This is a genomic window from Vibrio gazogenes, from assembly GCF_002196515.1.
Taxonomy (GTDB): domain Bacteria; phylum Pseudomonadota; class Gammaproteobacteria; order Enterobacterales; family Vibrionaceae; genus Vibrio; species Vibrio gazogenes_A.
In genome coordinates this window covers 2,142,655-2,168,688 of the sequence record NZ_CP018835.1, presented here as the reverse complement: position 1 = coordinate 2,168,688, position 26,034 = coordinate 2,142,655, and the positions used below count along the sequence as shown (strand labels likewise).

The window sequence follows — 26,034 nt, the reverse complement described above, 5'->3', positions numbered from 1 at the left end:
AAAAATCAATCATTTAATTGCATTCCATGCGACACCTATCTGATACATCATTTGTGTTGCAGTACTAAATGTACTTAAACCGTCCAGATAATCTGTATCTATCGGAACAACAATCGTGTCTCCGGGCTCTAAAGATTTCTCAGCGCGAACGAACCAGTGAGACTGATTCGGTAACATCACTGCACCATTGGCTCGAATCACATACACACGATCAGTATCCGCTTGTTTTTTCTCCCCACCGGCTAAGCCAATGTATTTCTCGACAGAAAGACCAGGTTTGAATGTAAAGTTACTTGCGATTTGTACCTGACCAAGTACCGAGATCGTATTTCTTCTTGGAGGAATATAAAGCTTATCACCATCTTCAAGCATGACGTCGTCTTGAGCATTGCCCAATAAAATATTAGGTAGATCAATAACTAAACGTCCAATCGCAGGAATATCCAACAAATCATCGACAACTTTCATCGCTTCTGTCGGAGATGAGGTATATGTTGCAGCACTACTTTGACGTCGGAGTGTCAGTGAAGCGATCTCTTGTCGGAGATTATTGGTCACCATTTTCATCCGCTGCTCTTCTTGTAAACGGAGAACCTCACGACTAAAGACAGCACCTTGTGGATAGGCAAATTGGGAAAGCCCTCCAGAACGCCTCACTAAATCTTGAATCGTCTCTCCTTGATTGATTGTATAGCTTCCGGGATGCATGACTTCTCCCTGAATCTCAACAATATTATTGGTCTTCCAGTTCGTTTTGCGTTGTACAACAACCCGATCTTTCGATTCGAGTAGAAAATTTTCATGGGGATTAGTCAGCGCTTTGATTAAATCAAATGTCTGGTGATGAATCGCAATCGTACCTGGCATCGAAATAACGCGAGATAATTCTGCCTCATCTTTAGCAGCAGACTCCAGTAATCCACCCGCGGCCATAATGGCATCTTTTAGACTTCCGTTTTCAACGAGTGGATATACGCCCGGGTAACGAACAGCACCGCTAATTTCATAAATTTTCGCTCTTTCACCATTGACAGCCTGTAGCTGTAAACGACTAATCAAAGGTTCTAATAATCGCGAGCGAGATGCAGGATCGCTGTTTTGCATTTCCTGCACATCTTTATCGCTGTCTTGTACCGCTAATTTAGGTTTTTCACTATCAACCAGTTCAATCCCTGTCAATGCATCTCGTTTTTTGGAGGAATCTTTCTGCATCCCCTCCTTTTCTTTCTGCTCTTCTGAATGAGTAAATAAATCACCCGATGTCGTTGGTTGTTGTTTTACGGATTCAGTTTTCCATTCATTCAAGGAGAGATCCGTGGCAAAAACAAATAATTGGTCATTGGCCTGTAGTACAAGATCATCGGATGAGTTCGCCATATTGATGGCATTATTCAGACTGAATTGTAAAACTTTAATGCCATGTTTATGCCCCGTTTCACGCACAATGAGCGCATAATCCAGATCAGCATTCGGTGCAAGATCATCCGCTGAAGAGAATAAATCTGAAATTCTCATGCCCTGAGAATATGCATACGCGCCTTGCCGAATAGCAGCCCCTCTCACAATTACTGCATTTTTCAAGACGTCACTAATTGGATTCACCGTAATATCGTCACCATCTTGCAAGACAAATTGCTTATCTTTACCATTGGTTAAATCAAGCGTATGGATATGAATCCCATTTTTCTGATAACGCTTCACCTGAAGCTGAGGCAAGTAAGCACTCGCTTTACTTCCTCCGGCAAGCTTCATCAGTTGCTTCATGGTCGTTCCCGACTTTATTTCATAAACGGCAGGACGACGAATCTCTCCCCGAATGCTGACAGAGGGACCTTTGGCTGCAACAAATACAGTGTCACCCGACTGTAGACGAATATCACTCAGATTATTGCCTTGCAAAAGTAAGTTATATAAATCTAACTGGGCGATCACTTTATTCTCTCGACGAACCGTGACATTTCGCAACGAACCACTTTTGCTAAATCCACCAGCAGCAATTAGAGCCTGAGTCACGGTTGCCAAACTCGGAATATTGTAGGCGCCCGGTTGATATACATCCCCTGCCACATAAACTTGCATGATCCGTAATGAACCAAGAGAAATAGCTACATCAATGCCCAATATTTGTTTTTTGATGCGTTCAGTCAGATTCGCTTTTAACTCACTAAATGTCTGTCCAGCAACATGAATCGGACCTAAATTGGGGAATTGAATACTTCCATCCCGAGAGACATTGAGACTGTAACTATTATTTTGACTTCCGAACAGTTGCACATTAATTTCGTCACCGGCAGCAATCAGATAGTTATTCGGAACCGGTAAATCATCAACAGGAGTATGGCTTGAAGGCTGACCCGAGAATAAATCATAACCAAAGTTAACTAACTGTTCAGCCGCATCATCCTCTCCTTCTTTCGCTGTTTTTTGAGTGTCACCCTCTGTTGTTTTTTGTTGTTCATCGATGTATCTCGGCTGTATCGTCTGTACTGGCTGAGATATATCTTCAGCTTTATCCGACGCCATTAAGATTGATAGATCAACACCATATTGCCGGGCCAATGCCTGCTGCTGTGCTGGTGATAGCTGCTTGAACTGGGCAAGTTGTGAGGCGGTGAAATTGGCAGACCAAGAAGAAAAACTACTAAAGGAAACAAAAAAAACTATGATTAATCTGAATAGAATATATCTCATCAAGTTCATCCAATGTTCAAACAATTGATAGTGAATCGATTAAAAACGAAAGTCCCAGTGAACCCAGTAATTCCATTTATCGGTTTGATTATTTTTGGTATCCGGCATGAAATCAGAGCCCAATGTCAGACGACTATTTACCAACGGTAAACGCACATAAGCCGTTAGTTTTTTCAGAGCATCATCATCATCATCAATCTGATGGTAACTCTGTCCTTGTAATGTCAATTCCCAGCTATCAGGCGTGATCCAAAGGAGTTTTAATGATTTTGCTTCCCCGACATCCATGCCACTGACAGACTGATAGTTATGTTGCCCAATCAGGGTTGTGCGATCAGACAGCATGTCTCGCCATTGTTGCTTGGCATCATTGGTTAACTGCTTTACCTCAGCAACCCAACGCAGCGACTGTCCACCAAGATCGAACTGACTTTGCCAGCCAATAACCAGTGCCCCCAGTGATCGCTCATTCACCAAACTGGCTCCCTGTGCATAAAGACTCTGAGTCACGACTGTTCCCACGTTCAAGACAGGTAAACTCAGGCGGATATCAGCGCTGTATTGCTCTTGTTCACCGTCCTGTGGTTGAACTGAGCCAGTTATATATCCATCCCAGTCGGGTTTATCAAACCACTTCTGATATACCAAACCAACATTCAGTCGGTTGAAAGGGCTGAACTCAAATCGATTCGACCACTGCTTATCATTTCGGTTTGAGGTCTTATTGAATCCCCAGAATGTTTCAACATGCCAGTTACCAAATATCGGCCAGTCATAGCCATCATAGGCCAAGTTGAAACCGGGCACGGTGCGACGCGTATGTCCCCAAGCCAGATTATAAATCGACGTCGGGCCCCACCAATGTTGCAGACTGCCGAAAGTCGCACTCAGATTTCCCCAATTCAATGCGAGATAGCTATCATCCAGCCCATAATCGGAGTCTTCACTACCGGATTTATCCGGAGAGCGCTGATAGTTTGCAGCGACACGAAAAGCATAGTCGTGCTCCACAAGTTCATAACTCGATTTTACCTGCCAGTGTGCGGTCAATGGAGCTGCAAAACTCCTGTCGTCCCGAGACGCATGGGCATACCCAAAAGCAACATGCTTGCGGCCACTCCCTATAGAATCTTGGCTTAATGCGTAACTGAGATGTTGATAGGCTTGCTCAAGCGACGGAGAGAGCGGAACCATATGCATCAGTTGTAGATCGGTATCAAGGCGAGACCAACGGATTGGATAAGAATTGATAGGCACAGAAATAAGACCGGCATCCGCCAGCATCTGTAGATCAGACTTAAGGTAGGCATCATCCATGGATAACCAAGGCGCAGCTTCACTTTCCAAAGAAAAAAGCAGCATTAAACCAATAAGATAAGATGAAAATAATTTTAGAATTATATTTCTAGCCAAGAGAATACTCACATCACAATAAACTGACAATGATTAAAAGAAAGAGGATTTGTTCAAGCACGCTACCGCCCTTGGGTCGGCTTCCCAGAAAGCATGCTAAGAGCCCATCCTTGTACTCAAAACAAATACCCACACATGAGTAAATATAATCAAAACATTATCAATATCAGGGGATTAAAAATGTAGATAAAGGCCTGACACTTGTATTTTTCCGACTAAATAAAAAATAGTTTAAAAGTATCGACATACGGTTAAAACTGGTGTTATTCACCTCTCAGCCCTATAAAACAAGTTGTAACACCAAGAATAAATTTACAGTCAAACACAGGAGGTCCATATATTTATACCTATGTTTCATAGTTTTAGTAGAGAAAATCAAATTTAGCAAATGATGGATGAAGCAATTGGTATATAAAACCCATACCTTGCCCCACCAGACGTGCTACCAAAAAAACAATAAATTTTAAATAGTTTAAATCACAAGGATATTGGTACGTATGTGGGGTTATATTTATTACACTCATTTGATAATAACATTTGAGATACAGCCCCCCTTTTTCAATCACTGAGGATGTATATCAGAGCTTGTTACCCTACATGTCAAAAATCAAACAAAAACAATGAAATAACTCCCTGAATTCGGTTACTTTTGAAAATATTAATGTAACGCTATGTATTTATTTATATGACAAAAATAAACGATGATTTTTTATAACAGCACAATATATATTGATAATTTCACACCATGTAGTTTACATAACCTTTAAACATGTATTATGTTTAATAAGCTCCTGTACATTTTGTGAGCAACATCGATGTTAATGTTATTTCCTAGGAGATAAGTATGAAGAAAACTGCAATTACTTTGCTGGCAATGTTTGCTTTCAGTGGTATTGCAAGTGCTGCCCCAGCCGCGGGCGTTATTTCCGGTGGTACTGGTTCTGGCGGTGCTGGAGCAGGGGCTGCTGGAGCAGGTGCTGGCGCTGGAGCAGGCGCAGCTGGTAGTGTCGCAGCAGCGACTGGTACCGCGATTGGTGGTATAAGTGCAACGATTGCAGCAACAACTGCAGCGGTTGTTGCAGCGACTGCTGTTGCGGTCAGCGCTTCGAATGACACAACCACAACAGTAACAACGCCTCAATAATCAATAGTTATTGACTGTTAATTCAATAAAAACAACAGCCGTCTTCGGCGGTTGTTGTTTATTTGGTTTAATTATACCTCTATGACAAAATTCTTGCGTTTTTCTCATTATTGTTACTTATTATCTTTCACATCATTACTCTTACTTGTCGGATGCTCTCAAAATGCTCAGGATCTGTCTGATACCATCCAATCTGCTTTATGGGGACCGGATGATCATTCAATTACGCCCGACAAAGTTGCCCAAATTCCTTATGCAAGTGTGTACGTCAGGATGGGAGAAAATCCACTTGCGTTGATGATTCTCACATGGGTCGAAACAACACACTCACCAGAACATCCGACGATTTTCAAATGGCTATCGACCGATCGTGAGATGCTGGTAACACAAGCGGGTAGAGTAATTAAAACTGTCAGTCTAAAAGGAGGGAATCTCATTCATATTGAGTCGAACCATACTGATCCTCTGGTATTAGGACTACAAAAAGACACAACCCCTCGCACGTGGCAATATAAAATAACTTGGTCTCCGGGATATCACACAGGTTATCAAGCACTATCTACCTTTACGGTGGGAGATGTAGAAAACAAACATCTGCCCAATGGGGCCCAAGCTCTGCTTCATGTTGTTGAACAGGTCGATATTCCCCAGATAAAACAGCGATATCAAAATAACTATTGGATCAGTCCTCACTCGGGTGAGGTGATTGCCAGTGAGCAGTACATTTTCCCGGGTTCAGAAAAACTGACTCTTTCTCTCGGCAAGCGTTACGTGGGAGACAATCACGGATGAAGCCATGGACAATTATCTTTTCTTTAACCCTATACATCAGCACTGGATTGGCATCCGTTTCATTTGCCGCATCAACTGATGTAGAAATTCACTTTGAATCGTCACCACCAAGCCACCTCACCGACCATGATTATCCCCGTCTCGATGAAGTCGTTTTACGAGCGCTGAATCAAACGGGAGCTGATTGGCGTATGATCGACTGGTTCACATCTGCCCTCTATGACATCAACGTCGAATTTAAGTTGAAACAACAAGTTTTCGGGGTCATCGCAAAACAGAAAACCATCGCCAGCAAACGCTATCATAAGTCTTGGTTCTACTGGTCACAACTCAGACGTTCTCTTGAATCTTTACATTATGCTAAACGCATTTTTCAAACAATTGACCCGGATGCAACTCGTCTCCATCTGTCCCTGAATCCCAAATTAAGCGGAAACTGGCTCATTACCCTAAAATACACACCTAAAAATGTGCTGGTTTTGGGGGGCGTCACTAAACCGGGAAAACAAACGTGGCAGCCTCGTCTGGATGCGAAAAATTATGCGCAAACTGCCGGGCTATTTGACCAAACGATGTCAAAGGTTATGGTGATCCAACCCGACGGCAAAGTAGAAGAACATCCGATAGGGTACTGGAACCAAACCTTTGCAGAAATCGCTCCAGGAGCGATTATTTATGTCCCGCTTCCGGTTGAAGAACTCCCTGTCATTTATCCCAATGATCGCAGCCAGAATCCCAACGACCTTGTTGTCGAGTTACTCAGAAACAGATTGCCATGATGAAACATTTATCCGGTTCTTTAACCTGGCCAACTTATACCTCCATGACACTTGCAACGATTGTCTTTGGCCTGACACCGCTAAGTGCCTATTCAGACGAGTTTAGCCCACCATCACTGACTCATTCCCAATCCGATTTCGGTGGCGTGGGATTAATCCAGATGCCGAGTGGGAGAATGATGCCGGAAGGGGCGCTTGAACTGAACGTCACTAATAATGATGACTATATTAACTATTCGCTGTCTCTCCAGTTATTTCCTTGGCTGGAAACAACCATCCGCTATACCCAGATCCATGATTTACTTTATAGTGACGATGCGTCTTTTAGCGGCGACACAAAATATACCGACAAATCAGCCGATGTAAAACTCAGCCTTATGGAAGAAAGCTTTTGGCTTCCCCAAATTGCCGTCGGATTCCGAGATATTGGCGGTACTGGCCTATTTGATGGCGAATATATTGCAGCCAATAAACAGTTCGGTCCGCTTGATTTTACGCTCGGTGTGGGTTGGGGATATATCGGTAACCGAGGCAATTTATCCGGTGATCACCAAACCTCTTCCGATTGTGGCAGAAGTACCGGCTATCAGGCCACCACTGGCAGCGTTTCTCTTGATAGTATGTTCACCGGATGTGCTTCAGTCTATGGCGGCATCGAATATCAGACACCATTTGATCCCCTTGTGTTCAAACTGGAATATGATGGCAATAACTACCAAAGTGATTTTCCTGTCACTCAAGGGAAGAAAGCCATGCCTGTCTCCACCCCATGGAACATTGGTCTGGTCTATTCATTCACAGATTGGGCTCGTTTGAGACTGAGCTATGAACGTGGTAACACATTCACGGCAGGCATTTCTCTCAATACCAATCTGGCACAACTCAGACCCGTCTGGATTGACGAGCCCCGTCCGGATTACCATCCGCAACCCAAGAAAAGTACGTTGTCAGAAGAAGAGTGGCAACAACTCGTCGCTGATGTGCAAAAAATTGCTGGCTACCAACAAGTATCATTCCGGCAAGATCAAGCTAACAAGACTGTAACACTCACTGGGACTCAGCAACAATATCGTCACAAAAAAGAAGCTGAAGAACGTGCTGCATTGTTGATTGCAAACAGTGGTCTGGATGCCGATACCTATAAGATTGTTGAAACCGCAAATGGACAGCCGCTGACAGAAACACAGATCAACGCTTATGCATTTGAGCGAGTGGCGAAGAATGATTACCCGGGAGCGGATTTCGATGATGCCAAAACAACCAACCAACCCTCCGTTATCTCTGGAGAGGTGAAGGCTCAAAGCACCAGAAACTGGCAGTTTGGTCTCACACCAGCTTTACAACAATCTTTCGGCGGATCTGAGAATTTCTACCTCTATGCCATTGGGGTAAAAGCCAATAGTAGCTATCGGATGGGACAACATGTCATCCTCTCCAGTAGCTTATATGGCAACATCACCGATAACTACGATAAGTATAAGTACACCGTGCCACCAGATGGAACCGATTTAAAAAGGGTCAGAACGCTGGCACGCCAATATTATGATCACACTTTCCGTATGGACAGTCTTCAACTGACCTACTTTGATCATTACGGAGACAACATCTACGGGCAAGCCTATGGCGGTTATCTGGAATCCATGTTTGCCGGCGCCGGTGGTGAAATCATCTATCGTCCACTCAATCAGAACTGGGCTTTCGGGATTGACGGTAATTATGTCAAACAGCGCGATCCCGATAGCGTATTGGGCTTATATAAAGAAGAGCGACATTTTGATGCTCAAACCGCCCGTTACTACCGCGTTCAAACAGGAACATTTACCGGCCACGCAACTCTTTATTGGCAGCCGCAATTCTGGTCGCTCTTCAATCATACCTTGCTCAAGATCAGCGCGGGTCAGTACCTCACCGAAGATAAAGGGGTTACGGTTGATTTCTCAAAACAGTTTGATAGTGGCGTGATTGCCGGCGTATTCGCAGCGAAAACAAATCTATCTGCGTCAGAATATGGGGAAGGAAGCTTTACCAAAGGCGTGTATATTTCGATTCCGCTGGATCTGATGACCATCAAACCAAGTGTTCAGCGTGCCAATATCTCTTGGTTGCCATTGATGCGGGACGGGGGACAAAAACTCAATCGGCAGTATGAGCTTTACAATATGACCGATGCTCGCTCACCTTGGTTTACAAAATCAATTACAGAATAAACACAATGCATTATGATACCTATCTCGTTGATAACGGGGTAAGTATCATACATCTTGTATACTGTCGCAGAGGAGAAAAACGGCATGCACTATGACGTATTTAACGGTGATGCGGATGGTATTATTGCGTTGCTGCAATTGCGTCTGAGTACACCAAAAGAACATCGGTTGATTACTGGTGTTAAGAGAGATATCAAACTGTTAGAACAAGTCGTCACACGAAGAGATGCCACTTCGGTGACCGTACTCGATATCTCAATGATGAAGAACATTGAGCCATTACAACAACTTCTCACACAACGCATCCCTGTTTTCTACTGTGACCATCACCAAAGCGGTACTATCCCTGATTCAGAATATCTGGAAACACTGATCAATTTAGATGCTGAAACGTGTACCAGCTTGCTCATTAATCAACAACTCAAAGGAAAATTTGTTCATTGGGCAATTGCCGGGGCTTTCGGTGACAATCTTCATCACCACGCTCGATCAATCGCAAATCGTGAAGGGTTATCACCGGAAGATACCGATTTTCTCTGTGAACTCGGGACATTAATCAACTACAACGGTTATGGTGCAACCTTAGATGATCTTCATATGCCACCAGCAGAGCTTTTTCAACAACTGCTCAACTATCCCAGCCCGTTCATGCTAAGAGAAGATCCGGAATCTCCTTATTATCTCTTGCAGCAAGGCTATGCGGATGACTATGCTCAGGTGACGCGTCTCATCCCATTAACTGAAAATCAGTCATGTCGAATCTTTGAACTTCCCAGTGCAGCTTGGGCACGACGGATTAGTGGCGTGTTTGGCAATGAATTGGCAAATCAGCGCCCCGAGCTGGCACACGCAGTATTAACCCTCAATGAAAACCAGCAGGATTATACCGTCAGTGTTCGGGCACCTTTAAAAAACCGGACCGGTGCTGATGATGTGTGTAGTTTGTTTGCAACAGGCGGCGGACGCAAAGCCGCAGCCGGTATCAATGCCCTGCCCTGCGACCAAAAATCTCACTTTATTGATGCGCTGACCCAGTATTATCAGTCACTGTAATGGCAGGACGTTGTCGTTGAAGCGTGTTATCACGGGAAGAGGCTCCTCAGACCCTATCCCCGCTTCCTTTACCAGAAACTGTCTGGATAATGTATAAGAAATAGTGCCGGATATTCATGGTCTGAATCATGTTCTGGTCCATCTCAGCCAGCAATTCAGGTGTAGACATGTCAACCTCATTGACTTGCGCTAATCCGGTAATGCCAGGAAGCACATTAAACACACCCCGATTTTCCCTTGCTTCAATCAGTTGAGTCTGATTAAACAAGCAAGGTCTTGGACCGACCAAACTCATCTCCCCTTTCAGCACATTGATGAGCTGCGGTAACTCGTCGATCTTGGTTTTTCTTAAAAATGAACCGAACTTTGTTACCGAAGCGGAACCGACCAGATGTGTCGCAACAGACTGAGTATCAGGCGGCATGGTCCTAAACTTAATCAGTGTAAATGGCTTTTGATACCGACCAACCCGAGTTTGGGTAAAAATCGGACTCTTGGTATCAAAATATCCCGCAATACAAACACACAACATGACTGGCCACAGAATCGCAAGCCCAAGTAGTGCAAAAATAAAATCTAGTAATCTAATCATTGTTGCTCTTTCTGCTGTTGATATGCCAGAACCGTTTGTTTAAGACCGTCTTCCAGCGAGACTGGCGGCGCCCAACCCAACGTCTCTTTGGTTGCACAAATATCAAGTTGCAAAGGATAACATAACCGTTGACCCACTGCCCGTTTCCCGAATAATGATAGTCCCCACAACAAAAACTGAGGGGGAATCGGTATTAGCCGGGACGGCACATTCATGACTTTCGCGAGAAGACGTAAGAGCTGGGAAATGGCGATATCGTGGTCATCAGAAACAAGAAAGGTACGCCCTGTCGCAGCCTGATGCGTACAACACGTGATGATGAGATCAGCCAGATTATCGAGATAAACCAAGCTTCTTTGTGCTGCAATCCCCCCGAACGGGAGTGGTATCGCTTTCTCGACCCAATTCATCATCGCTAAAAAATTGGCTTTGACCCCAGGCCCGTAAACCAGTGGCGGACGAATCACAACGACTTCCAGTCCGGTTTCATCGGCTAACTGCCATAAACCGACTTCGGCCTGATATTTACTGATACCGTAGGGGTCTTCAGGCTTCCCATCTAATATCGGTAAAAAAGGGTGCCCTTCTTTCGTCCACTCACCGTTGACCTTAATTGAACTAATAAATACCAACCGCTTTACACCCGCCTTTGCAGCCTGACGGGCCAGATTAAGTGTCCCCAGCACATTGGCATCATGATAAGCATGTTGCGCTTCTTCGGGAGATTCATGCATTTGATGCACTCTGGCAGCACAGTGCACCACACAATCAACACCATCAAGAACCGGACTCCAATCAGTCTCTGATCCTAGTGAACAAACTATTGACGGTTGCTGCACATGATTTGCAGTTCTGCCGTGCGTTAACACATCCCACCCTTGAGCATGAGCCATTTGTGTGACACGTCTTCCAACAAAACCAGAGCTACCAGTAACAAAGATTTTCACGCGATACCCTACAATATATAGATGCTCAAAAAGCGACCTAACAATATCGATTACTTACAATAATCCGAAGTTTACAATTGATTCAGATGAAGTGTAAGACTTAAACTAGACCATCGGTGCTCAAGAACAAAAATATATAACCGATAATAAGACATCAACCTTTCATATCTCTGTGAGATCAATTGGGCATAAAGCAATGTTTACTCCGATTCAACTACTTTTCCGAACCCGACGTCGCAATAAACGTTTCATTACAATTGGTTATGATATCCTTGCCGTCCTGACATCGTTAGTCTTTGCAATGGTTCTCCGTCTTGATGGTTTCCATTTCATCCTAGGATATAGAGAAGGGTTTTGTGTTTTAGCAACAGTTTTGGTAACACTGATAACTTTTGTGCGGTTCGGCATGTATCGCGCTGTACTTCGTTATATGATGCTCCCCGCAATCGGGCATATATTCTTAGCGGTTTTTCTATCCTCTTTAACACTTGCACTCAGTGGTTTTTTCTTTCAGGCATTTATTCCCAGAAGCGTTCCATTTATCTACGCTGGTTTGGCGATTCTGACTCTGGGCGGGCCTCGAATCCTAATTCGGACAATTTATTACTACGATTACAAACGCCATAAACCCAATGTATTCATATACGGAGCTGGCGCAACTGGCCGAGATCTGACCTATGCGCTCATACAGGGTGATGAATATCATCCGGTGATTCTGCTCGATGATGATCCAACCAAAACCGGACAGATTATGTTTGGTATCCGAGTCCATAACAGTGATGAATTCGAACAACTAAAATCTCTCTATCAACCAGTGAAATTGCTACTTGCTATCAATAACATCAGCAAAGGTGAACGGCTGCGATTACTTGAAAAACTCTCTCACTGGCCGATAGAAGTACAATCCGTTCCCAGTGTGGAAGATATAGCCACTGGTAAAGCAAGAGCTACCGATGTCAGAGATCTGGATCTGTTCGATCTACTCGGTCGGGCACCGGTTGATCCCGTTGCGACTTTATTATCGAAAAATATCACAGATAAAAGTGTTATGGTCACGGGCGCGGGTGGGTCTATAGGTTCAGAGCTTTGCCGACAAATACTGTCACAAAGTCCAACAACACTCGTCTTATTCGAACTTAATGAGTATAACTTATATAAGATTGATCAAGAGCTTCAATCGATAAAGACCCGAAATCATTTACAAACAACCATCATTACGGCTCTTGGCTCCGTACAGAGAGAAAACCGTGTTCTCAAGCTGATGCAGGCTCACAACGTAGAAACGGTTTATCATGCTGCGGCCTATAAGCATGTCCCGCTCGTTGAAGACAATATTGTCGAAGGAATCCGTAACAATGTCTTCGGAACATTATCCTGTGCCAATGCGGCCATTCAGGCTGGCGTCAAAAACTTCACACTGATATCGACAGACAAAGCTGTTCGCCCGACCAATGTCATGGGAGCGAGCAAACGAATGGCCGAGCTTGTACTTCAGGCACTTACCGATAAAGAGACGGACACAACATTTACAATGGTTCGGTTTGGCAATGTATTGGGCTCTTCAGGATCTGTCGTCCCATTGTTTAAAAAGCAAATTCGTCAAGGGGGCCCAGTCACCGTTACGCATCCAGATATCATTCGTTATTTTATGCTAATCCCTGAAGCCGCACAGCTCGTCATTCAAGCAGGAGCCATGGGACATAACGGTCAGGTATTTGTGTTAGACATGGGAGATCCAGTAAAAATACTAGATCTGGCAAAACGGATGATTCACTTAATGGGTATGAAAGAATACTACGACGGAAAAGTAGATGAAGGGGATATCGAAATCCGTTTTACAGGGTTACGTCCCGGTGAGAAATTATATGAAGAACTATTGATTGGGGAAAATGTCGAAGGGACGAGCCATCAAAAGATCATGACTGCGTCTGAAGACAAACTTTCGTGGGAAGAAATGGAAATACTTCTAAATCAACTGGATATATGTTGTCATGATTTTAATGTAGACTGCATCAAGCAAATTTTACTTGATTCGCCTACCGGATATAATCCCAAGCAAGAAGATCTTTAGCTATGTCTTTATTTATTTCGGTTGTCAGTCATAATCATGATACTCTCATTGCAAATAACGAAACACTGAGAAAACTAGCTACAGAATATAAAGTCATTATCAAATCGAATACTCAAGCAACAGAAATCTTGAAGACTTATTGTAAAGAATCTAATATTTACTTACTCCAAGGAGCAGAAAGGAAAGGGTTTGGAGAAAATAATAATGAGATATTTCATTATGCTGAAACACATTTAGGTATGACACATAATGATTTTTTCCTTGTTCTTAATCCTGATGTAACAGTTAATCTAGATACAATTAACAAACTGTTAATAGAAGCAAAAAAAAATAACTTTGAAATTTCAACAATCAATTTATACCGTGATAAAGAGATGACAGAATTTGATAATTCAATTAGACGATTTCCCTCTCTTTTAAATCCGATTAAAACGATCCTAGGTATAAAAAGAACAGATTATTATGATAAGAATAAAATCAAAAACACGACTATCATTGACTGGGCGGCAGGCTCTTTTCTAATGTTTAAAACGGATATCTACAAGGAACTCAATGGATTTAATGAAAGTTATTTTATGTATTTTGAAGATGTAGATATATGTCTTAGAGCGAAGAAGAAAGGCTATCATGTCCACTATCATCCTGAATTTTATGCTATTCATGATGCAGCATTTGCAAACAGGAAATTATTCTCTATAAATTCAGTATATTATTTCAAAAGTTTTATTTATTATTTTATTCAAAAATATTTTTCAAAATAGACAAACCAAATAATTAACTCAGTGGTCATCTAAGAAAATAGATAAGCACATTACAACCCCACATACTAATCAGTCTCAGTTCGCGCTAAGATCAAATATCCAACTTTAAGGAAATCAGTGGCGATTCAATTAAGTGCCAAACGATCACAAATATCAACTTTCTCAAATGAATAACGTGGGCTTGTCGTGACGTCATAGATAACGATTCCAAGTTTTCTGCATAAGTTAATTTATCAACATTAACAATATCATCGTTATATCTCGAATCATATCACGAACAATCTCGGAGCTAATGAACCCTGAGCCGTCAGCGACCAAAATTTTCATTCAATAACTTCCTAACTCACTGTATGAATCGTATATAGGCGACTACCTCTGGGTAAAGCTCTCAAATGCTTATCTGCTGAGGAACAATATTTGGTAGGTAATACATGTATCTTTAACTTGAGGCGAGGTTAACCCATGCTTAACCCTGATTTTGTGATTACATCACCATACCAACTCGCTATAATGGGCGACAATTATACACATGCATACTTTTCACAGGAAAACCTATGATCATCGTAACCGGCGGCGCTGGCATGATTGGCAGCAATATCGTAAAAGCCCTCAATGACAAAGGATTTGACGATATCCTTGTCGTTGACCATCTCAAAAACGGCAAAAAGTTCAAAAACCTCGTTGACCTAAGCATAGCCGACTACATGGATCGTGATGACTTTTTAGCACAGATTATGGCTGGTGATGATTTCGGCCCGATTGAAGCGGTTTTTCACGAAGGCGCTTGCTCAGCAACAACTGAGTGGGATGGCAAATACATGATGCTCAATAACTATGAGTATTCAAAAGAGCTGCTCCATTACTGTTTAGACAGAGAGATTCCCTTTCTCTATGCTTCGTCTGCAGCCACTTACGGCGAAACCAAAACGTTCATTGAATCACCTGAGTACGAAGGTGCATTGAATGTATATGGTTACTCCAAACAACAGTTTGATAACTATGTTCGCCGTCTCTGGGAAGATGCAGAAGCAAATGGTGAACAGCTTTCACAAATTACGGGGTTCCGCTACTTCAATGTTTATGGCCCTCGAGAAGATCATAAAGGCTCAATGGCATCTGTTGCTTTTCACCTCAACAACCAGATGAAAGCCGGAGAAAATCCCAAGCTATTTGAAGGTAGTCACCATTTTATCCGTGATTTTGTGTATGTCGGTGATGTATGCCAGGTGAATTTATGGTTCTGGGAACATGGGATTTCCGGAATTTTCAACTGTGGGACAGGCAAAGCCGAGTCATTTGAAGAAGTTGCCAAAGCTGTCATTAACCACCATGGTCGTGGTCGTGTCGAAACCATTCCGTTTCCTGAACACCTGAAAGGCGCTTATCAAGAGTTTACCCAAGCCGATTTGACCAAGCTACGGTCAGCAGGATGTGACATTGTGTTCAAAACCGTTGCTGAAGGTGTTTCAGAATATTTACACATTATTAATCGATAACGTTTAGCCATTCCCAATCAGAGACAGGCTTGTATGATAACCAAAACCAAGTGTCTCATTTTGAATACGTTAGGTTGGGAGTCGTTATAAAAATTGCTGTTGCAGGAACTGGGGATGCCGGGTTGTTGAATGTCATCCTGCTTACCCAGTACCATATCCTAATAATATTATTGTCGCGATTATCGATGCGAACAGAACCCGTAAAGACTTCATTGCAGAAAGCATTCTGAAGAAGAAGCCATAAACTGTCGGCATTTATCGACTAAGTATGAAATCCGGTTCGGATAACTTCCGGGCATCATCCGTTCAGGGCATCATGAAACGCCTGAAAGCCAAAGGATTAGAAATCGTCATTTACGAACCCGCAATGAAAGAAGATCAGTTCTTTAATTCCCGAGTGATACGTGATCTGGATGAATTTAAACAGATGGCCGATGTCATTATTTCAAATCGGATGTCAGATGAATTGTCAGAAGTTGCAGAAAAAGCCTATACTCGAGATCTATTCGGTTCCGATTAATCACACCTTATAAAAAGAGTTTTGATAAAACATTCAGAACTCTTTTTTCTCAATCAATTAACCTGTTTTCTCCGAATGTTGTAGAATGTATATATCACTTTTATCAATAGGAGAGAATAGTGAGACATCCCGTAATATTACATATATGCCTGTCAAAAGGATGGGGGGGCTTGGAAATGTACCCAATCAGAATGGGTCAACAGTTCCTCTCCGCAGGCTATCAGATATTCGGTTTATGTCTGGCTAACACACAGGTTGAGTCAGGAATGAGAGAAAATCAATTTCCCTTATATACTGCGAGAAGCAAATCTCAATTGCTCAGTGTCAAACTATTCTCTCTCATTCAATGGGTCAAACAACATCAAATCAATGTTATTCACTGTCATAAATCCGGAGATCTCTTAGTTGCAGCGCTGATTAAACAATTTGTTTCAGTGAAAATCATATTCACTGAACATATGGGGGTCACCAGAAGTAAAAAAGATCTCTTCCACAGTTGGGTATACCAACAGGTTGATCAAGTTTTGTCGATCAGTGATGAAACATACCGGAGAAATCTTAACTCGCTTCCGATTTCACCAGAGAAAATAACACGACTGTGGTTAGGGACAGAGATTCCTGACAAAACAGAGTTGCTTCCCGACGAAATCGCAATACTCAAACAATCAATTTCACTCTCGGAGAAAGATTTTGTGATCGGGACTCTCGGGCGTATTAGCCCAGGAAAAGGACAAATAGAACTCGTTAAAGCTTTTGCGCGCGTTCAGCAAAGCCTTCCTCTGAGTAAACTGGTTATCGTTGGCGGATTGGACGCTTCACAAGGATGCGATTTAGCTTATCTTGCTCAAGTCAGGCAAACCATTCAATCTTTAGATTTAAGCGACCATGTCATCTTCACCGGATTTCGTCAGGACACCCATAAACTGTTATCCATCATGGATATCGTGTGCCTGCCTTATGCCAATGAAGCATTCGGCTTAACGGCCATCGAGACCATGGCAGCGCAGCGTCCTATAGTGGCAGCCAATACCGGCGCTCTTCCGGAAATACTGGAAAATTACGCTCAATATTGTACCCCAACCAATGATACATCCATCGCAGAAGCGATTCTGAACAGCTATGAGCATTATGAAGAGGCCAAAAATAATGCAATATCGGCCAGAATGAGAGCATGTAAAGAGTTTTCAATACAGACACATACTCAAAATCTGCTACATTACTATCAGGAATAATCGAGTGCTGCTTACTATACCATCATGCTGATGGTACTATGCCCTCTAATTTAGATGAGTCGTTCTAAAATCATGCCAATGAAAATCCTGATTATCGGCCCTTCATGGGTTGGAGACATGGTGATGTCGCAGAGTTTATATCGCGAACTGAAAAGCCGTCATCCAAACGCAACAATTGATGTTTTAGCACCGGCTTGGTGTGGTCCGATTCTGGAACGAATGCCTGAAGTTGATCAGGCCATCGAGATGCCAATCGGCCATGGTGATGTCAGTTTCATCAAGCGATGGAAAATCGGCCGCCAATTAGCTGCAAATCGTTACACGCATGCTTTCGTTCTCCCCAATTCAGCCAAATCGGCATTAATCCCCTTATTTGCAGGCATTCCTGTCCGAACAGGATGGAAAGGTGAGATGCGCTATGGTCTGTTGAACGACTTAAGGGCTGATAGAAAAGTCTTCCAATACATGGTGGAACGCTATGTTGCCTTAGCCGCCCCCAAAAGCACAATGATTGATGAAGTGTCACTGGATAAATGCCTCAGACCACAACTGAGTGTTGACTCAAATCAGCAAAAGCGTTTACGCCAACATTTTTCTTTAATATCTGACCGAGAAGTCGTTGGTTTATGTCCCGGAGCAGAGTTTGGCCCAGCCAAAAGATGGCCAGCTCAGTATTATGCAGAATTAGCATCAGCCCTGATACAGGATGGGAAACAGATCTGGCTATTTGGATCACAAAAAGATCAGGAAGTCACGCAACATATTCGCAGCTTACTCCCTCTGGAACACCAGTCACACTGTTTTGATTTGGCAGGAAAAACAACTCTCGTCGAGGTAGTCGATTTACTCGCCTGTTGCCATACTGTCGTCAGTAATGATTCTGGTTTGATGCATGTTGCCGCAGCGGTCCATTGCCATATTGTTGCGATCTACGGCTCCAGCTCACCACAATACACACCACCATTATCGGAAAATGTGATTACATTAAGTACTGATATAGAATGTAGACCTTGTTTTCAAAGGGAGTGTCCATACGGACACCTCAACTGCCTTAAACAGCTGACGCCAGATCAAGTCATCCGTCAGATTAGACATCAATAACTCAGATAAGAATTATTATGAAATATCAATGGTTTGAGCGTGGAGCTTTCGCAACTAAAAAAGCCAGAAAATATTTGAGCGAAACTTTTTCGCCACAGAATATCAAGAAAATTGCCGTCATCAGACATGCGGCCCTCGGTGATCAAGTGATCACTCGCCCTTTCCTGATCGAGGCAAGAAAATTTTTCCCCAATGCGCAGATTACTCTCGTTGCTGTCTCAAACTATCAATATGGTATGCCAGACGATCTGGTTGACCGTGTTCATATCATGCCCGGCAAAGATAAAAAGCAAGAAACATCCGTGTCCGATAAAATCAAGAACATCAAGGCACTCGGAGAGCAAGATATCATTTTTGACTTGGCGAGTACCAACCGCTCACACTGGATGATGGCATTGAGCCAGGCCAAACTGAAAATCGGTTTTCCATACAAGAACTATCTTCGCGGTGTATTGTACAATCTTTGTGTACCACGTTCAGATTTCCAACCGGAAGTCGAATGCATGTTAGATATGTTAAAAATACTGGGACATCATCCAAGTTACCCGCTCGATTTTAACTATCCAGATCATCGGGTCGAACAAGATAAAGTTAATCCATTTATCTTATTCTTTAATGGCGCTTCTCAAACTTCAAAAATTCTGAGTCAGCAGCAAGTGAAAGAACTCATTGAGCTGTCTTTATCCAGTCATCCCGAGATTAAGCATATTTTTCTTGAAGGTAAAAACCCGTTTGAGAAAGGTGATTTCCTGAAAGATCTCAAGCAATACTCAAATTTCGCAATTCAGGCTTGCCTCCCTCTAGAACAGCTTATTGAACTGACCGCGAAAGCCTCTCTTATGGTGAGCCCTGATACAGGAGTCAGAAATGTGGCGATTGCGACCCATACACCGACCGTTGGTATTTTTTATTCAACAGTCCCTTTTCGGTATACACCACTGTATGAGAAGCATCATGTCGTTATGAACGCTGATGGCAGCATTCCGAGTCCGCAAAAAATATACCAAACAATTAAAAGTGAAGTCTCATCATGGTCGTAGATATGGAAAATACATACTACAAAAAAATACTGAATGGCTGCCTGTTTTTAGTCCCAGCACTGTTGCTATGTACTAAAAATTTCAGCATTGGTGCTATCTTAATTTTACTGTTGACTTCACTATGGTATTTCATCAAAGAGAAGAAAAGTTATACTTTAGATAAATTAGACTGGATGGTCATTACGGTTCTCTCTGCTTATTTCATCGCCAACATTCCTGTGTATCTATCGGATATGGAAACAACAAGATACTTTAAAGGGGCTTCGCGTTATTTATTCATCATCCCAATCTATTTTTTCATTCGACACATCCTCAATGAGACGACAACACCAAGAAAGTATCTCGATTGGGGAATCGTTTTCGGTTCGATCGGTACAATTATTATTTCGGTCTATCAGTTTTATATCAAAGGCATGCCCAGAGTAGATGGCTATTTATATAGTATTAACTTTGGTTATCTAGCCTGCTCCCTTGCCTTTTTAGCTTTCACACTGGCGTACAGTAGCCATATAAAGAAAACATTATGGTTATCTTCCTTAATTTGCTGCTTTGCTACCATACTGACATTAACCCGAGGGGCTATATTTGCTATTCCGATTCTAATAATCTTTAGTATTTTAATTCAATACAAAGAGAATAGATTAAAAAATATTTCCAAGCTAATAATCGTTATGTTAGTTATTTTCGGATGCACCTATTTTTTTTCCTCTCAATTTCAAGATAGGATTAAGTTCACTTCAGTAGAGTTTCACCAAATTTTATCAGGTGATATCGGTGATTCTCAATCCTCAGGTGGTCGAATTCAACTATGGTACTCTGCAACGCAATCCTTTATGAAGAGCCCATTTATCGGTCAAACATACACTGAAAGAGAACAAACCATCCAACAGCTGTACCAAAAAGGAAAAATAAGTAGCTGGCCGACAAGCGTTACAAGAGCCCATGCACATAACCAATATTTTGAAATGTTAGCGAGCAATGGCATACTCGGTATTTTGGCATTTATCGCGCTAATATTCGTGCCTCTCTTTTTCTTTTTAAAACATATCAAGCAATCTACACATGCATTCTGTGGATTCATTTTTGTCTTAGGCTTTTCCATATTCTGCTTCACCGAAGTACCTCTGGAACAAAATTTAATCAGTAGTTTCTACGGCTTCATGCTTGCTGTACTAATTAATTTCACTCGGAATGATCTTGAGAATATCCCCAAAAATGCAACATCGTAGGATAAGACAATGAATTTAATCATCATCACCAATCGTTTAATTCGACTGATAGGGAATTTATTTAAACTATTCTCTTACCTCTTTCATGCGGTTTTACCGAAGACTCGTTTTACCATACCTATCGAATCTAAGCATAAGTTGGATTGGGAAAATACCAGCGCGATTCCAAGAGTTATCTGGCAAACTAATTATTCTAATCGCAGCACGTTGCCTGTTTATCTCAATTATTTATTTAATCGCCTAATGTCCCTGGATTATGATTATCGCTATGTCAGTACCGAAGAGCGCGAACAGTTCATGAGAGAGCAAGCTCCTGAACATGTGTATAAAGCCTATCAAAAACTGACTGATGGTGCGGCTCAAGCCGATTTATGGCGGATTACAGTGTTGTATCAGCAAGGCGGCATCTATATGGATATTGATGCCACTTTGGTATGGCCGCTCCGTAGAACCTTAAAAAATGAACAAGAAGCGTTATATATTAAGTTTAAGAAAGGGGATACAGATTATACAAATTTCTTCCTAGCCACAGTGCCTAATAACCCTGACTATCAAAAAATTATGGATACCATCGTTGACAACATTGAGAACTACGATGTCAATAAAGGTGTTTATGGGACAACAGGACCAGAAGTATTAAATCGCGTTCTACAGGGAAAAAATGTTCATGCCCTAGGTCGAAAGTATGTTTGTATTCAGGGAACGTTCACCAATGAGCACTTTCAATATCTAGATAAACCCCGAGGAAAATGGACCCATCAGGATCCGAACGATTTAGTCAAAAAATAATATGAATTACTTTATCCGACTAATTTATACGCTAATTCTAACCATTATTGCGCCTTTTTACCTCTTGAAGCTATTCAAGAAGAAAGTGGGGAAACCTTGTGTTGACTCTCGCTGGACTGAACATTTTGGTTTTACACCGTCTTTATCCACATCAGAAAATCAAGAAGTGATTTGGATTCATGCTGTATCTGTCGGTGAAACTCTCAGTGTAATCCCATTAATCAAACAATTACATGCCGATTCTCCTGAGAAAAAAATTATCATAACAACAACCACACCAACCGGGGCAGAACAAGCGCAAAAAATCAGTGCTATTGCAGAGCATCGATATATGCCCCTTGATTTCCCTTTTGCTATTCGTGGTTTTCTTCAATCAATAAAACCAAGCCATTTAATTATTATGGAGACTGAACTCTGGCCTAATTTATTGTATATAGTGAAAAAGAGTCATATACGAATCTCCATTATTAATGCTCGATTATCAGAAAAATCATATCGAAACTATCAGAAAGTAAAACCTTTAATCAATTTATGCCTCCCCCTAATTGATCATATTTATTGCCAACATGAAGAAGATAGTAACCGATTCCAGCGATTAGGCGCTCAAACCTCACAATTATCAGTTACAGGTTCAATTAAGTATGATATTGAAATTTCAAAAGAAATTGAAAGAAAGTCAGTATCTTTACGACATAACATCGGTTCAAAAAGGCCTGTATGGATTGCAGCCAGTACTCATTTAGGAGAAGACGAATTACTACTTGAAAATCACAAACGGATTTTGAAAGAGTACCCCGATGCACTCCTTATACTTGTCCCCCGCCACCCTGAGAGATTTAACTCGGTATATGATCTCTGTGTAAAAGAAGGTCTGAGTACTCAAAGACGAACTCAAGAAAACACCCATGATCAACCATATCAAGTATACCTTGGAGATACGATGGGAGAGATGCTGACCCTGATGGGGGCAGCTGATATCTGTGTTATGGGAGGAAGTTTCATCGGAAAGGCTGTTGGAGGACATAATGTCTTAGAGCCTGCGTCTCTAGGAATACCGACAATCACTGGCCCAAGTTATTATAACTTTCGTGACATCACTTTATCTCTACACGAATCTAGCGCTCTCCTTATTTTGGATAGTGCAGATAAGATTGCTCCCAACATTATGACATTATTAAAAAACCCTAATCAATTGAAGCACATGTCATCTCAGGCCAGAAACCTCGTCATGAATAACGCTGGAGCATTAAAGAAAACGGTTAATATGTTACTCTACTCATGATATTTTTAACCCACTGCTCCAATGTATACTTACATATTACATCATTATCTATCGGTTCATATGGCTTATTAAAAAAATCACTTGAAATGCTGTATCCATCTCTAATTATGGCGATATTATTAGGGTTGTATATATCATAGTCTTTAATATGGGGGTTTGTCGTAACTAGTTTTCGCTGATAACCAATAGACTCATAGATTCTAAATGATAATCCTGATTGTTCACCTTGTAATACATCTAAAATACCTTTTGACCCACTAATACAATGCGCTAAATCTTCACCTAGAATTAGTCTATCTGTCGCTTTTATTCGATGATCTTTTATATATTTTATTTTACGAGGATGATCACAATAAAATATAATATTAGGGTTCAACCAAGGATTCGCATCAAGAATTTTTCTTACATGTTGATACCGTGCCTTCGTAAAATGCATAATGGAGAATAAATCATATTTACATTCATCATAATCGCAGAAAGCATGCCATTTTGGATCTAAATAATTGTTTATCTTTATAAAACCATTCTCTTCACAATCTAGATAATCATAACTAAATACAAAGTCAAACATATCTAAGTTATCAGCATTATCAGGAGATTTTCTTAAACTGTCCCACAATGTTGCAACCAATACAGTTGCATTGGATTTTAATATTTCTAAATGATGGCGATTAAATAGGTTAGGTTCGGTCATCATAACCATATCATATTTATCCCGACCAATAAAAAAACCAGTCAAAATCTGCTCTATCTGAATATCGGTCTGCTTATATTTATAATTTACGCCTGAAATTTTGCTATAGAATTTCGACATAATACGGTGATAAATATCAATATATTTAAATTTAGACAAATCCGAATGATCAAGATGAGTAACATGATGCCCTTGTCGAGACATTTCTTCAATGATTGGTGTTGCTAATCCAGCCCAATTTGGACAAATAAAAAGAACATTCATCAACAATATAATCCACTCTGATTAATTTCCATGTACTGTACCCACAGTATATTCACTTATCTAGTCGCTTGATATCTATGAATGAATAAAAATGCCACTAAACGAGTCGTGATTTCACTCTTGATAGATCATCAAATTGAGATAAATCAATTTCATTAATATCATTTTCTGATGTAAACACGGATTGAGCTGTCTCTGAGTTCGGGCCCCAATTCCTATAATTTTCCGCATCATCTTTATAAATAGCAATTTGTTTTTTACCCAACCCTGAAGCAATATGAACAATTGATGTATCCACAGTAACGACTAACTCAGCATGAGCTACTATAGAAATAGCATCATAAATTGACTCACTATCCTCAAAATGGAAAACTTTCTTATTATCATGAACTTTCATTCGATTAATTTCATCCCGAGTTCCAGGAGATGACAATAAAATAAACTGACAGCTAGGATAATGTATACTTAGAATATGAATTATGTTGATTATATTTATTCTGTCTAATTTTCGGGTGCTACCACTACCAAAAGGATTAAATAATATATACTTACTAATATTGCACGTGGCAATAAATTGCTCAATTTTAGATTCTGAATTTTTATCTAATGGCACAACATAAGGCTCTAACGGTTTATCTATTCCTATGCATTTGGCAATAAAATCAAATTTCAAAGAGTAATGCTTGTCATTTATATCATCAGATATATTTTTATTAATCAATTTAACTTTTGAATCAAGGCCGATATTTATTTTTGATTTGATACATCGGTGTAAATAAATATCCTTCATTTTCATATTATGATTTAATGATACAGAAACATCAATTTCACCCAGTTCTTGACACACTTTCCTAATTTCAGAATAAGTTGGTCGTTTATTAAGATATATAAAATCATTAACACCAAAACCACTTTCAAATAACTCTCTCATACTTGGATTTGTCATAACAATGATTCTGATATCTGGTCGAAATTTCTTAATTTTACTAATCACACCAGATGAAACAATTGCATCACCAATTTTAGCATCATTGCGAATAAATAGGATGCTCTTAGTCTTCGTCAAATCAAAATGTGTTTCTTTTTCTCTATCGAATAGAAACAATCCTAGCTTTTGACGAATAGCATCTCTAAATGTCTGAAATTTAACAACAAAAATATTCTTCTTCATGACTTATTCGCTATATGTTCGATACAAACAATCAAATGATGAAAGTGTCCAACAAATATTCCGCTTCTGCTGCTCCTTCAAGAATGAGCGTTTCAGGCGAGATATATTATCCTCCTTCCAACCACCATCAGACTGAATCATACACTTATCAAAATCAATAATCCAAACTCGTTCTTGCTCATCAACCAAAATATTGTGAATATTCAAGTCGGTATGATTGACTTGCGCATCATGCATCTTACGAATCTCTCGACCGATTTTCACATACATTTCATCATGTAATGCATTTTCTTGAAGAATCGTCACCAAATCACGAGCATTGGGTATCTTCTCCGTGATTAAATCAGCTTGATAGCATACATGCTTTTTCACCGCTCTGGCCGCAATAGGACGCGGCACATTCACGCCGGCACCTCTCAGATGGTTTAATATCTGAAATTCTTGATAACTTCTGGTTTTGTCCCATTGGGAAAAAAGATAATGATCACGAACGAGCTGCCCAAACAGACCGCCCCGCCGGTAATGCCGCAATGCCCCCTGAAGGTTATCGAGTTGGATAAACCACGTCGTCCCTCTGCCATAGGCCTGACCGACAATCTTATCCTGTTGTTGCCAGAAACTGACATCAAAACATTGCTCTGGAGACGCTGATAATAACATCTCATCATACCACACGCGTAACTTACCCTTTTCGAACGTTTTCACGGTTTACCCAATGCTTAAATCTTCACTCAATCAAGCATTTTACATTTTCTTCCGCTCTCTG

At 41.2% G+C, this 26,034-nt stretch carries 21 protein-coding genes and 1 pseudogene; 15 read left to right on the top strand and 7 right to left on the bottom strand.

Annotated elements, in window-relative coordinates; translation table 11 throughout:
• Window positions 1-9 precede the first annotated feature (9 nt).
• Window positions 10-2,691, bottom strand: a complete 2,682-nt coding sequence (locus BSQ33_RS09785; protein ID WP_198298089.1) for an SLBB domain-containing protein — start codon at window positions 2,689-2,691, stop codon at window positions 10-12.
• Between the two features lie 39 nt (window positions 2,692-2,730).
• Window positions 2,731-4,104 (bottom strand): capsule assembly Wzi family protein, encoded by a 1,374-nt coding sequence (locus tag BSQ33_RS09780; protein ID WP_157721379.1) that lies wholly within the window; start codon window positions 4,102-4,104, stop codon window positions 2,731-2,733.
• A gap of 844 nt (window positions 4,105-4,948) precedes the next feature.
• Between BSQ33_RS09780 and BSQ33_RS21580 the strand changes: the two genes are divergently transcribed.
• The 5 genes from BSQ33_RS21580 to BSQ33_RS09755 all read left to right on the top strand — a co-directional run bounded on the left by BSQ33_RS21580 (window position 4,949) and on the right by BSQ33_RS09755 (window position 10,079).
• The gene (locus tag BSQ33_RS21580; RefSeq protein WP_157721378.1) at window positions 4,949-5,248 is read left to right on the top strand and encodes a hypothetical protein; all 300 of its coding nucleotides are present in this window, start codon (window positions 4,949-4,951) and stop codon (window positions 5,246-5,248) included.
• 81 nt (window positions 5,249-5,329) lie between these two features.
• On the top strand, window positions 5,330-6,040 hold the full coding sequence (locus BSQ33_RS09770; RefSeq protein WP_088133991.1) for a YjbF family lipoprotein: 711 nt from the start codon (window positions 5,330-5,332) through the stop codon (window positions 6,038-6,040).
• Complete coding sequence (locus tag BSQ33_RS09765) at window positions 6,037-6,819, top strand: capsule biosynthesis GfcC family protein (protein WP_088133990.1); 783 nt, start codon at window positions 6,037-6,039, stop codon at window positions 6,817-6,819. The genes BSQ33_RS09770 and BSQ33_RS09765 overlap by 4 nt, the downstream gene beginning before the upstream one ends.
• Complete coding sequence (locus BSQ33_RS09760) at window positions 6,816-9,026, top strand: YjbH domain-containing protein (protein WP_420070611.1); 2,211 nt, start codon at window positions 6,816-6,818, stop codon at window positions 9,024-9,026. Before BSQ33_RS09765 ends, BSQ33_RS09760 begins: the two co-directional genes overlap by 4 nt.
• 84 nt (window positions 9,027-9,110) lie before the next feature.
• Window positions 9,111-10,079: an acetyltransferase gene (locus tag BSQ33_RS09755; RefSeq protein WP_088133989.1), complete on the top strand. Its 969-nt coding sequence runs from the start codon at window positions 9,111-9,113 to the stop codon at window positions 10,077-10,079.
• Between the two features lie 46 nt (window positions 10,080-10,125).
• Here BSQ33_RS09755 and BSQ33_RS09750 read toward each other — a convergent pair whose 3' ends face one another.
• On the bottom strand, window positions 10,126-10,671 hold the full coding sequence (locus tag BSQ33_RS09750; RefSeq protein WP_088133988.1) for a sugar transferase: 546 nt from the start codon (window positions 10,669-10,671) through the stop codon (window positions 10,126-10,128).
• Window positions 10,668-11,618, bottom strand: a complete 951-nt coding sequence (locus BSQ33_RS09745; RefSeq protein WP_088133987.1) for an NAD-dependent epimerase/dehydratase family protein — start codon at window positions 11,616-11,618, stop codon at window positions 10,668-10,670. The genes BSQ33_RS09750 and BSQ33_RS09745 overlap by 4 nt, the downstream gene beginning before the upstream one ends.
• A 196-nt stretch (window positions 11,619-11,814) precedes the next feature.
• On the opposite strand from BSQ33_RS09745, the gene BSQ33_RS09740 reads away from it, so the two are divergent.
• From BSQ33_RS09740 to waaA, 10 genes and pseudogenes are all read left to right on the top strand, one after another.
• Window positions 11,815-13,689, top strand: coding sequence for a polysaccharide biosynthesis protein (locus BSQ33_RS09740; protein ID WP_088133986.1), 1,875 nt, complete (start codon window positions 11,815-11,817; stop codon window positions 13,687-13,689).
• A 2-nt stretch (window positions 13,690-13,691) separates the two neighbouring features.
• Window positions 13,692-14,450: a glycosyltransferase gene (locus tag BSQ33_RS09735; protein WP_088133985.1), complete on the top strand. Its 759-nt coding sequence runs from the start codon at window positions 13,692-13,694 to the stop codon at window positions 14,448-14,450.
• A gap of 554 nt (window positions 14,451-15,004) precedes the next feature.
• The gene (rfaD, locus tag BSQ33_RS09730) at window positions 15,005-15,946 is read left to right on the top strand and encodes an ADP-glyceromanno-heptose 6-epimerase (protein WP_088133984.1); all 942 of its coding nucleotides are present in this window, start codon (window positions 15,005-15,007) and stop codon (window positions 15,944-15,946) included.
• 157 nt (window positions 15,947-16,103) lie between these two features.
• Window positions 16,104-16,466: pseudogene (locus tag BSQ33_RS09725) on the top strand (UDP binding domain-containing protein); the annotation flags it as partial.
• A gap of 176 nt (window positions 16,467-16,642) precedes the next feature.
• Window positions 16,643-17,698, top strand: coding sequence for a glycosyltransferase (locus BSQ33_RS09720; RefSeq protein ID WP_088133983.1), 1,056 nt, complete (start codon window positions 16,643-16,645; stop codon window positions 17,696-17,698).
• Between the two features lie 78 nt (window positions 17,699-17,776).
• A complete protein-coding gene (gene waaF / locus BSQ33_RS09715) occupies window positions 17,777-18,799 on the top strand; it encodes a lipopolysaccharide heptosyltransferase II (protein ID WP_088134567.1) in 1,023 nt (340 codons plus the stop codon).
• A 17-nt stretch (window positions 18,800-18,816) separates the two neighbouring features.
• Complete coding sequence (locus BSQ33_RS09710) at window positions 18,817-19,839, top strand: glycosyltransferase family 9 protein (protein ID WP_088133982.1); 1,023 nt, start codon at window positions 18,817-18,819, stop codon at window positions 19,837-19,839.
• A 2-nt stretch (window positions 19,840-19,841) separates the two neighbouring features.
• Entirely contained in the window at window positions 19,842-21,068 is a 1,227-nt protein-coding gene (locus BSQ33_RS09705; RefSeq protein WP_157721377.1) for an O-antigen ligase family protein, read from the top strand.
• A 9-nt stretch (window positions 21,069-21,077) separates the two neighbouring features.
• Window positions 21,078-21,857, top strand: a complete 780-nt coding sequence (locus BSQ33_RS09700; protein WP_088133980.1) for a glycosyltransferase family 32 protein — start codon at window positions 21,078-21,080, stop codon at window positions 21,855-21,857.
• A gap of 1 nt (window position 21,858) precedes the next feature.
• Entirely contained in the window at window positions 21,859-23,139 is a 1,281-nt protein-coding gene (gene waaA, locus BSQ33_RS09695; protein ID WP_088133979.1) for a lipid IV(A) 3-deoxy-D-manno-octulosonic acid transferase, read from the top strand.
• Here waaA and BSQ33_RS09690 read toward each other — a convergent pair.
• The 3 genes from BSQ33_RS09690 to BSQ33_RS09680 all read right to left on the bottom strand — a co-directional run bounded on the left by BSQ33_RS09690 (window position 23,117) and on the right by BSQ33_RS09680 (window position 25,928).
• A complete protein-coding gene (locus BSQ33_RS09690) occupies window positions 23,117-24,097 on the bottom strand; it encodes a hypothetical protein (RefSeq protein ID WP_088133978.1) in 981 nt (326 codons plus the stop codon). The genes waaA and BSQ33_RS09690 overlap by 23 nt on opposite strands.
• A gap of 97 nt (window positions 24,098-24,194) precedes the next feature.
• Window positions 24,195-25,268, bottom strand: a complete 1,074-nt coding sequence (locus tag BSQ33_RS09685) for a glycosyltransferase family 9 protein (protein ID WP_088133977.1) — start codon at window positions 25,266-25,268, stop codon at window positions 24,195-24,197.
• A 3-nt stretch (window positions 25,269-25,271) separates the two neighbouring features.
• Window positions 25,272-25,928, bottom strand: a complete 657-nt coding sequence (locus BSQ33_RS09680) for a 3-deoxy-D-manno-octulosonic acid kinase (RefSeq protein ID WP_088134566.1) — start codon at window positions 25,926-25,928, stop codon at window positions 25,272-25,274.
• Window positions 25,929-26,034 lie beyond the last annotated feature (106 nt).